Origin of the sequence: Sphingobacterium sp. LZ11T8, assembly GCF_024261425.1 — a bacterium.
Lineage (GTDB): Bacteria > Bacteroidota > Bacteroidia > Sphingobacteriales > Sphingobacteriaceae > Sphingobacterium.
Map to the genome: position 1 here is coordinate 228,532 of NZ_JANBZY010000002.1, position 11,062 is coordinate 239,593.

The 11,062-nt window shown below is 40.3% G+C and carries 8 protein-coding genes and 1 tRNA gene; 3 read left to right on the forward strand and 6 right to left on the reverse strand.

Annotated features, from left to right (window positions below; all coding sequences use genetic code 11):
• Positions 1–25: 25 nt before the first annotated feature.
• On the reverse strand, positions 26–799 hold the full coding sequence (locus NLF99_RS05915; protein WP_254527138.1) for an alpha/beta fold hydrolase: 774 nt from the start codon (positions 797–799) through the stop codon (positions 26–28).
• A 961-nt stretch (positions 800–1,760) separates the two neighbouring features.
• Positions 1,761–1,845: transfer RNA gene (locus NLF99_RS05920), tRNA-Ser, on the reverse strand.
• A gap of 192 nt (positions 1,846–2,037) precedes the next feature.
• Between NLF99_RS05920 and NLF99_RS05925 the strand changes: the two genes are divergently transcribed.
• The 3 genes from NLF99_RS05925 to NLF99_RS05935 all read left to right on the forward strand — a co-directional run bounded on the left by NLF99_RS05925 (position 2,038) and on the right by NLF99_RS05935 (position 4,136).
• Positions 2,038–2,892, forward strand: coding sequence for a tetratricopeptide repeat protein (locus NLF99_RS05925; RefSeq protein WP_254527139.1), 855 nt, complete (start codon positions 2,038–2,040; stop codon positions 2,890–2,892).
• A gap of 24 nt (positions 2,893–2,916) precedes the next feature.
• Complete coding sequence (locus tag NLF99_RS05930; RefSeq protein ID WP_185216318.1) at positions 2,917–3,447, forward strand: YfiT family bacillithiol transferase; 531 nt, start codon at positions 2,917–2,919, stop codon at positions 3,445–3,447.
• A 71-nt stretch (positions 3,448–3,518) separates the two neighbouring features.
• Entirely contained in the window at positions 3,519–4,136 is a 618-nt protein-coding gene (locus tag NLF99_RS05935; RefSeq protein ID WP_185216319.1) for a hypothetical protein, read from the forward strand.
• A 62-nt stretch (positions 4,137–4,198) separates the two neighbouring features.
• Here the strand turns inward: NLF99_RS05935 and bglX are convergent, their stop codons facing one another.
• The 4 genes from bglX to NLF99_RS05955 all read right to left on the reverse strand — a co-directional run bounded on the left by bglX (position 4,199) and on the right by NLF99_RS05955 (position 11,044).
• Positions 4,199–6,430, reverse strand: coding sequence for a beta-glucosidase BglX (gene bglX / locus NLF99_RS05940; RefSeq protein ID WP_254527671.1), 2,232 nt, complete (start codon positions 6,428–6,430; stop codon positions 4,199–4,201).
• A 112-nt stretch (positions 6,431–6,542) separates the two neighbouring features.
• The gene (locus tag NLF99_RS05945) at positions 6,543–7,916 is read right to left on the reverse strand and encodes a glucoamylase family protein (protein WP_254527140.1); all 1,374 of its coding nucleotides are present in this window, start codon (positions 7,914–7,916) and stop codon (positions 6,543–6,545) included.
• A gap of 6 nt (positions 7,917–7,922) precedes the next feature.
• Positions 7,923–9,560, reverse strand: coding sequence for a glucoamylase family protein (locus NLF99_RS05950; RefSeq protein ID WP_254527142.1), 1,638 nt, complete (start codon positions 9,558–9,560; stop codon positions 7,923–7,925).
• Between the two features lie 59 nt (positions 9,561–9,619).
• Positions 9,620–11,044, reverse strand: coding sequence for a RagB/SusD family nutrient uptake outer membrane protein (locus tag NLF99_RS05955; protein ID WP_185212130.1), 1,425 nt, complete (start codon positions 11,042–11,044; stop codon positions 9,620–9,622).
• Positions 11,045–11,062: the final 18 nt, after the last annotated feature.

Below are 11,062 nucleotides of genomic sequence, written 5' to 3' on the forward strand. Positions count from 1 at the left end.
TTAAAGATTAATTCAGCTTTTGTATTTAATTCAGGAACCTTTCAATCAAAGGAACTGGAAGGTCCTCTTCCTTGAAATCTGGGCCGATCGTCGTAATCTCTCCAAAGTATGCGCCATGGCCCCTAGGGAGGATAACCAGTTGACTATTTGGAATCAACTTGTTTAATTCTATTCCATGTTCCGTCAGTATTACATCCTGTTCAGCTAAGATAATCAAAGCTGGAGCAACGATGGATTGAAGGTCATGATCAGAGATATCCTTGAAATTAACCATTCTTGCCGCATCCCTGTCATGCATGTTTTTTAATCCTTCTTCGGAGGGATTTACTTTTAGAAATGCCTCTTTTAGTTGCGAAGGCATATTCTCTAAGCTGGCATTCTTCATAAATTCCCAAAAGCCATCTGCTACGCCATTACGTTTTGCTAAAGGTGACCCTAAAACAAGTTTGTTCACTATTTCCGGATGATGTATGGCTAATTGAAGAGCTGTTGTGGCTCCATTACTAAACCCCAGAATATCTGTTTTTTTGATTTTTAGGTGGTCCATTAGCTGGGCGATATCATCGGCGTCTTGGTTAAAAGATGAAGGCGAGTTTCTGTCGGAGGTTCTACCATGGGCTTGGGATTCTACGGCTATGATGTGATGGGTTTTTGCTAAAAGTGGGATGATTCTTTCAAAACTGCTTTGGATGGTAGATCCGCCACCATGTAGCATGATTAATGGGGAGCCCTTGCCATATATTTCGTAGTAGATTTGGATTCCGTTGATGGGGGTGGTATTGGAAATTGTGGGTTGCATGGTGAAGTGGGTTTGTGATAAGATAAATTTAAGAAATGGGAGGGAAAGGTGGGTGGTTTTTTTTATTTAATGAAATATTACGAACATCATTATAAAACTATTAGTATACTTCTGATTCTGAACGACAAGTGAGGAATCTGTATGGTTTTACTCCCAAAGACTTTGTCATCCTTAACCGAAGGTTAAGGAACTGTACGCTAGTAAAAACCATAATTTTTTTGATTTTGAAGTTTTACAGGATGAGATACTTCGGAACAACCTCAGTATTTTATCAATTTTTTGAAACTTCACAAACACCATCTTTCACTCACAGCACCCGTGAGGGATTTGTTCAGCCCCGCATACCCCCAACGCAAACCCTGAACCCCCTTCGGGTCGAACCCCGGCCATCACAAGGTTCGATCCCTCACTCACGCAAAAAAGCCTTCATCTTTTCGATGAAGGCTTTTTTGTATATCGTTTTCCAGGAACATTTTCGACCAGCATCCGTGAGGGATTGGTTCAGCCCCACATACCCCCAACGCAAACCCTGAACCCCCTTCGGGTCGAACCCCGGCCATCACAAGGTTCGATCCCTCACTCACGCAAAAAAGCCTTCATCTTTTCGATGAAGGCTTTTTGTATATCGTTTTCCAGGAACATTTTCGACCAGCACCCGTGAGGGATTGGTTCAGCCCCGCATGCCCCCAGCGCAAACCCTGAACCCCCTTCGGGTCGAACCCAGGCCAACACAAGGTTCGATCCCTCACTCACGCAAAAAAGCCTTCATCTTTTCGATGAAGGCTTTTTGTATATCGTTGTTCAGGAACATTTTCGACCAGCACCCGTGAGGGATTGGTTCAGTCCCACATACCCCCAACGCAAACCCTGAACCCCCTGCGGGTCGAACCCCGGCCATCACAAGGTTCGATCCCTCACTCACGCAAAAAAGCCTTCATCTTTTCGATGAAGGCTTTTTGTGCGGAGAGTGAGGGATTCGAACCCCCGAACCTGTGACAGTTAACGGTTTTCAAGACCGCCGCATTCGACCACTCTGCCAACTCTCCGCGACAAAAGTAGAAATTTTTGTACGCTCTCCAAAACTTAATTATTATTAGCCTGAAAATGAGCCTGATTATTTTTTATTCAACGAAAAAAATTGCAATTAACCATATATTTTCAGTTAAATACCCTTAAAATACATCCCAACTTTTAGTTTTTACCGTTTATTTCCCGATTTTAGCATAAAGTCATACGACATGAAAAAAATTCTTATCCTTTTTATTTCTTTGATACAATTTGCCTTTGCTCAAAAGTCCTCTCTGACTTTTGAAACCAAGTTTTATGATGCCGAGGACAGGTGGGTAATCTTTGATAAAAAGGAGAATCAGAATACCTATGCATTAGGATTTGTCTATTTGGACTCTGAGGCTGGTTATACCTTTAGCTATCAGGGCGAATTGGAATATAAAAACAGTGAATTCCATAAAGTACCTAGATTGGACACAAGCAGTAATATAATCATGAGGCTTGATCGCAACTCTTTTAATGTGAAGGTCCTAACTGATGAACAAGTGACAAAACTAGGCTTAGCAAATCCACCAGAATGGCTCCAAAATTATAAACAGAATGCTGATTTTATTGAGACACGCGTCCATAGAGCATCCATGATGAATGGTGCTGGTGCGAGTATCAAAGCTTTGCCAATCCTGCAAAAGGCCTATCAGGAAGATCCACATTATCCGGGATTAGAATTTGAACTTGGATATGCCTATAATGCTACTGGAAGCTTTTATAAGGCTGTAATCGTATTAAATAAGGCGATTGAAAATGATCCAAGTAACTTTTGGTATTACCGTGAACTTGGATTTTCCCTAAAGCATCTCAATAACTTACCTGAAGCCGAAAAGGTTTATAGAAAAGGAATAGAACTCGCTTCTGATAAAAACCAAGTCGCTGAAATGGCCATTAATATGGCTCAGAGTTACTTTCATGCCAAGGATAAAGCTAAATTTGATGAGTGGAAAAGCATTGTAGTACAGCATGCTGAACCTGAATCGCAATATCGTCAATACATTAATTACTTCGAGGAAAATTGGCATAAATCCAATTAAATTGAGGAATAAAAGCCTAATGAAATGCTAAAAGATCAACTTGAAAAGCTGAGGTACCCAATCGGTAAGTTCAGTCAACCTGAAAATATTAGTAAAGAAACCATTGAAAGCTGGATCAATACCATAGCTAAGTTTCCTGAATACCTAAAAAATGAAGTACAGAAGCTTCAGGAAAAAGATTTAGAATTGACGTATAGGGAAGGAGGTTGGACTATCAGACAATTGGTTCATCATTGCGCCGATAGCCATATGAATAGTTTTATTCGTTTTAAACTGGCACTCACGGAAGATACACCGATAATAAAACCTTATAAAGAAGACAGATGGGCTTGCCTTGCAGATAGTTTGCAACCTATTGAAAGTTCAATAAAGATATTGGAGGGTCTACATCAACGCTGGGCGACACTACTGGAAAGTCTTTCGGAAGAGGATTTGAAAAAGCAATTTATTAATCCTGAAAGCAAGAAGACAATCAGTATTGAAACTGCCATTGGAATCTATGCTTGGCACTGTAATCATCATCTTACCCATGTCATAAATGCTAAAAAACCCTAGATAACCGGTAAATCGCTATTATTAGAACAATAAAATCCTTAGATTTAAGTATATCAATAATAAATTCACACATGGAACAAATAACACCTTTCAATAGTGCCAGTCAAGCCATCGATGCCTTGGACAATGGTGGTCAATTTTATAATATTTTCACAAAAGCAGATGATGATCTCATCTCACAGTCAGAGGTTTCCAAGGTTGCTGGGGCGGTCCTTCAAAAACAAAAGGCAGTCCTGTTCCTGAATTTAGCAATGAAAAACCTTTCCCCTAGGGAACAACAGGAAATTGAAGGTAGGTTTGATGATAATCTTTCTGATAGTTTCCAGAAGTATACTCCTCAAGTAATAAACTCACATGGGGAATTGGAATCCTTGGATGCTGGGACTGCTGTTATAATTACTGGGGTACCGAGAAAAATCGAAGGAGAAGGAGTTATTTCTGGTTATATCTCGATTCCAGTAATTGATGTATTTACCCTGATACCAATCAGTGAAACCTATATCGTCTATGAAATAAAAGATGAGCTTTCTGGTCAATCGGTTCTGGTAGCACATGATAAGGATGCAGGACTATTGGCAGAAGCAAAATTGAATATTGCTGGAGTAATCAAACAATTTCAATTGGCCCAGGATGACGAAAGCGAATTCCAGAAGTTTATTGAAGTAGACTTTTACAGCGAAGCAAAATAAAGAAGAGCGACCAATTATGGTCGCTCTTACTCATTGTTTTAACTATTATTATGCAAGTTCTTCTAGTCCATTAATTCAAATTCAGCTTCCTGAACATCTCTTGAATTGGTGCCCACATAGACCTTGAATTTTCCAGGCTCTGATACAAATTCTAACTGTTGATTATAGAATCGAAGATCTTCTTCTTCAATAATGAATTCAACTTCTTTTGATTTGCCTTTTTCTATAAAGATTTTTTGGAAGCCTTTTAATTCCTTAACAGGTCTTGTTTGGGAGCCTACTAAGTCTTGAAGGTACAACTGAACGACTTCCTCGCCATCAAAATTACCGTTATTCTTCACTGTAACCGAAACTTTTAGTTTATCTGATTTATGGATGCTTGATTTATCCAGTTTTACAGCCGCATATTCAAATTTCGTATAGCTCAATCCGTATCCAAAAGGATATAAAGGTTCATTGCTCACATCTAGGTAATTAGACCTAAACTTCTGAAACCAGGCATCTTTAGCCAAAGGCCTTCCAGTATTCTTTTGACTGTAGTACATAGGCACTTGACCAACGTTCTGAGGAAAGGTTGCAGGAAGTTTTCCTGAAGGATTTACATCTCCAAAAAGCACATCAGCTACAGCTTTTCCGGTTTCAGTACCACCAAACCATACATTTAAGATTGCTGGGACATTCTTACTTTCCCAGGAAAGCGTCATAGGTCTTCCTGCGAATAACACCAATACCACTGGCTTTCCAGTTTTCACTAAAGCTTCTAACAAGCGCTTTTGGCTTTCAGGAATATTGAGGTCAGTACGGCTTGAGCTTTCACCGCTCATTTCTGAACTTTCACCCAAAGCAGCAACGATTACATCAGCTTCCTGAGAAACCTGGATGGCTGAAGCAATGATTTCCTCTGGATTACGGTCATCTCTCGGAATGGTACGACCAAACATTGTAGAACGTTCCTGTAAGGCAGCATCATCGGTAAGATTGGCGCCTAAATGAGTTACAATTTTTACTTTATCACCCAAAACAGATTGCATGCCTTCCACTAAAGACTGGGTGTTTTTCAGATCAGCACTGACGCTCCATGTTCCTGGCATATTTGCTCCAGTATTAGCCAATGGTCCAATGACAGCAACCGTTCCCTGTTTTTTCAAAGGCAAAGTATTGCTTTCATTTTTCAGGAGCACGAAGGATTTTCCTGCTGCTTCTCTAGCCAGTTTCAGGTGCTCCGGAGTCAGGATTTCTTTCTTCGCACGATCTTCACTACAATATTTAAACGGATCTTCAAATAATCCTAATCTATATTTTGCCTCCAAAACAAAACGACAGGCCCTATTGATATCATCCTCTGAAACTTTACCTTCATCCAATGATTTTTTTAGGGTAGTCAAAAATCCTTCACCGACCATATCCATATCCACTCCAGCTTTCAAGGATAATTCGGAAACTTTCTGAAGATCCCCTAAGCCATGGTCGATCAATTCATTGACTGCCGTATAATCCGTTACAACAAGCCCATTAAATTTCCAGTCTTTACGCAAAAGATCGGTCAACAACCAATGGTTTGCACTTGCCGGAACTCCGTTGATATCGTTAAATGAAGTCATTACGGACATCGCACCTGCATCCAAAGCCGCCTTATAAGGAGGTAGATATTCATTGTACATCCTATGCAAGCTCATATCTGTGGTATTATAATCTCTACCAGATTCAGCAGCTCCATAGAGCGCAAAATGCTTTACGCAAGCCATTAGTGTATTGTTCTTGCTCAGATCATCACCTTGATAGCCAACGACCATCTCTCTGGCAATCCGAGAGCTTAAGTAGGTGTCTTCTCCGCTTCCTTCGGAGATTCTTCCCCAACGGGCATCTCTCGAAATATCGACCATTGGTGAGAAGGTCCAGTTCAACCCATCGGCTGAAGCCTCAACAGCAGCTACACGCGCCGTTTTTTGGATTAATGGCATATCCCAGGTTGCCGCTAATCCCAATGGGATCGGGAAAATGGTTTTATAACCATGGATAACATCCATTCCGAATATTATGGGAATCTTTAAACGAGATTGATTTACTGCCAATTCCTGGGCTTTACGGATTCGAGCAGGAGAGGTCATACTAAATATTCCCCCGATATTTCCAGCTTTAATCTTAGATTCCACATCCGTAGATACTACAGAACCAGTCGTAGCTTCACCAGCGGTAACCAGGTTCAATTGCCCAATTTTCTCTTCTATGGTCATTTTGTTCATCAGGCCATCGATGAAAGAATCCATCTTTTGATCCTGTTGGGCAAATAACATATTGGAACTAAGGATTAGTCCGCAACAGAGTATATTCTTAAAAAATTTCATTGCAAATTGATTCATAAAAACTCAGCCCATGAAGGGCTGAGCATTCATTACTAACCACTTATTATTTCAAATTTGGACTTTGAAATCCTAACTTTTTCAATCCTGACTGAATCTCTGGAGCTTGCATAAACAGATTCCAGATCAGACCAGAACGGTAATTTTCCATCATGACCACGATAGGACCTTGGTCGATGGCTAAGTATCGCTGCGGAAACCAATTTTCAGTTTCACTATAAGCATCATAAAAACCATATTTTCCCCATACCTTATCACCTAAATTATTGAACAGGTACCTCGCAAATGCTAAACTTTCTTTTGGGGTATAAGGGGTAGAGGACAAGGCGGCAGTCGGACTGATCACTGACTTATCGTTGTCAGGATGATGGGCATCATATCCTTTGATGGAGTATGAAGCGGTCCATCCCCAACCTTTATCAGCACCATATCCTTTATAATGATTAGGATTTTCTTCAGCATAGGCGATATTGATCTTAGCATGGTTCACGACTACTTCACCATAATCAACATACTGATCCTTTAACCCCGTTGGATTTAATCCTAAAAAGGAGTAATGGGCCCAGAATAAAGGTCCTACCTGACCTTCTTTTGCATTATGCTTCATACCTATTGGAATATCAAATTTTTTAAGGTCCGACTTAATTTTTCCATCTCTTGCCCAACCTTGGTTGTACACCGCGGTATCAATGGCATGTGTAGGAGAGGAAGCCGCCAATACATAGGTTACCAGACATTCATCATATCCTTGGATAGGATGATTCATTCCGAAATCGTGGGTCGGACTCCAATGCCATAACAGGACATTCTTGCCATTGGTATAATGGTTCCAGTCGATTTCTTTCCATAGCTCATCAGCTTTGTTGGCAATGGTTTTCTGGGTATCAGATCCATTCTTCAAATATTCTCTCACAACGATCAGTGATTGTGCTAGAAATGCCGTTTCCACCAAATCACCACCATTATCCTTTTCGCTGAAAGCTTTAACTTTTCCGGTATCTCCATGGTACCAATGTGACCAAGCTCCCTTGAATCTTGGGATTTTCCCCAAGTAATCCATGATATGGTTTAGGCGATCTTCTCCTTCTTTCTTGGAAATATAGCCACGCTCCATTCCAACGATCAATCCCATAATGCCAAATCCACTTCCACCGATGGTAACGACATTTTCATCGTTCTCAGGATAGACCCCATCGATATGGATTCTTTCTCTAGCCATTCCTGAATTAGGTTCAGCACCTTCCCAGAAATATTGGAAAGTTTGCTGCTGAATCTTGTTCATCAGGGAATCGTTTGAATGGGCAACACTATCTACAGATTGGCTTGTTTCTTTCTTGTTATCCGTTTTCTGTACGTTTTGACAAGATTGAATCCCTGCAGCTGCTAATAATAACCCGATTGTAATTGCTCGTATCTTCATAATATATTAAATGTTAGGAGAATTAAACCCTAATTTCTTTAATCCGTTTTTTACTTCTGGACTCTTCATCAATAAGTTCCAGATTAATTTACTGCGGTGGTTCTCAATCCCTATGATAATAGGCCCCTGATTGATTGCGATGTAACTTTCCGCAAACCAAGGCTCATCCAGGGAGAAGCCATCCTTGAAACCATATTGGCCCCATAATTTGTCACCAAGCTTATAATAAAAGAACTCCATGGCTTCCATAGATTCTTTTGGTGTAAATGCCATGGATGTCAATGCAGCTGTTGGACTGATGATCCCTAGATCATTGCTGGGTGACATCGCTGAATATCCATTAGGGATATCACCTGCTGTAAGACCCCAACTACTTGCAGAATACCCATAAAATCCTTTCGGGTTTGAAATACAATAAGCTCGGTTAATTAATGTCTGGTTTTTCACCTGTACCTCATAATCGGCATAAGCATCTTTTAATCCCATTGGATTGATTCCAAGAAAACTATATTGTGCTGTAAAAAGCGGTCCACCTTGATCTGGACCTAAAGGTAGTTCCATCTCAAAGAAACGCTTTCCATTTTTCATCTGTCCATTTCTAGCCCATCCTTCATCATAAACCTTTTTATCAATACTGAACTTATTGCTTCCAGCCGACAATACATAAGTGATCAATGATTCATTCCATCCTTGAACCTTCAGGTTCATATCCCAATTATGGTTAGGACTCCAATGCCAAAAGAGAACATTCTGCCCGTTCTGAAAGAAATTCCATTCCACCGCTTGGTATAAAGCATTGATATCAGCCGTTAAATTGGCGTCTTGAAAATATTCCCTAGCGACCATTAGCCCTTGAAAGAGTAGGGAGGTCTCAACAATATCAGCGCCATTATCTTTCTCACTAAAAGGTTGGGTTTTTCCTGTCCCACCTTGGTACCAATGCGAAAAAGCGCCATGATATCTATCCGCTGTCTTAAGAAAGGAAACAATTTTCTTGGTTCTTTCCAATCCTTCCGATTTACTGATAAAGTTCCTGTGAATCCCAGTTACGATAGCCATTAAACCAAATCCAGTTCCTCCAATTGTAACTGTTTCAGTAGAGCTATTTCGTTCCCTGATCATACCAGAGCTAGGATGTGCAAAGGTCCAGAAATAGTTAAAGGTCTGCTTTTGAACCAAGGTCATTAATTCATCCTGTGAAATCCTCTTGAACTTGTCAGAAGGGTCAAACGCTGTGTTGAATGAATAGTTGTATTGTTGGTTTAAGGGATTATTAGCATTGCTTTTCAGGGAATTCTTTACCAATACTTCATATTTGGATAGAGGGTTTAATGCTTTAGTCGGAGTAATGGAAACCTTTTTACCTGCTTCAAGTAGTTTTACAGTGCTTGAAATTGTGGATTTATTGGCATCCAAAATCTGAATGGAGTTATTTAGATCTTGATTCGAAACATTCTCATCAAACTCAAGAATAAATTCAGGCTGAAGCTCAATTCCTTTGGAAGCAATTTGCAACACCTTATTTCCGTTGCTAACAGAAGTCAGTGCAAAACTGGTACTAGAAGGTTTATCAGGGGCTTCGTTTTTAGAACAAGCCATGAAAACTGAACTGAACAATAAAATAGTGGAGTATAGATTTCTCATGCTTGAAAGTGGTAATAGAAGGGAAGATCCGAAGACCTTCCCTCTAATTGTATGAAAATTTACCAGCCAGTATTTTGAACCATATCTGGTGTCTGAATCAATTGATTATCTGGAATAGGGAACAGATAATGTTTAGCAACGAACGGTTTGCCGGCAGCTTTCATCGCTGCTTCGGCTTGTTTGGTCCTTACCAAATCAAACCAACGATCATGTTCCATAGCCAACTCTAAACGACGTTCCTTCCAGATCGCTTGACGGATGGCTACTTGGCCTGAAGCTGTTGAATTAGCCAGCTTAACACGAGAGCGAACAGCATTCAAAGCTGTCAAGGCTTCGGATGTATTGCCCAATTCATTGGCAGCTTCTGCTTTGATTAAGTAGATTTCACCTAAACGTAAGTACCTAAGGTTTTTATCTGTATCGCCAGCTCCACCATTTGCAGATGAATAGGCCTTTTCGTTGTACATTTCATTCTCGGTATTTCCGATTAGTAAACCATCAAACATGGTTTCATTTCTGAAAATAATGGTAGCATCGCGGCGGATATCATCTTTCTCCGCATTGAAAGCATCCAATAAGTTTTGAGACGGTGTATTGAATCCCCAACCAATTCCAGCAGCTCCACCACGTGGACCTTGAGTTTGCGAGTATTGTTGTATACCGTGGGCAATTGAAGACCCTCTAGCCTGAACTTCGAATAGAGATTCGGACCCGTTTTCACCTGCAAGTCTCCAGATCTTGGCGTAATCAGGCTCTAAAGAATATTCTCCAGAACTAATTACTGCTTGTGCCAAATCAAATGCTTGCTGCCATTTTCCTTGATATAGATATACCTTAGATAATAATCCTTGAGCAGCACCTTTAGTAGCTCTACCCAAATCTTTAGCGGCATATTTGGACTTATCAGGAAGGTTATTGATTGCAAACTGAAGGTCAGCTTCAATGTATGCATACACTTCAGCCTGAGGAGCCCTAATGATCAGGTCTTTCTCCTGGATAGGAACATCGCCCCAGCCACGAACTAACCAGAAATAATTCAAAGCTCTCAAGAACCTTGCTTCACCGATATACCTGTTTTTCAAGGTTTCATCCGTCAAACCATATTCTTCTGTGTATTGAATGGAATTGGTCGCTCTACCTATAGACTTGTACCATTGTTCCCATAAAGCTGCAAATGAACCAGCAGTAGAGGTGTAGGTTAGGTTATCTAAGATATCTTTGTCACCACCAGTATCTGTAGGTGAAGAACCTTTATCTGAATTATCCGAAATGATTTCTGTAATCCCCAAGAAGGAGAATCCATAATTCCAGTCCGTGAACATCCCATAGATACCATTCACTAATACTTCGGGAGAGTAATTTTCATTACTGTCTTCAGCTTCAATTACTTCCTGGGATGGCACGTCTAAAAAATCCTTGGAACAGCCAGTCATCAAAAGACCTGCAGCTGCCAATAATGCTATATTTAAATTTCTAAATTTCATGTTGTCGTCATTAATTAA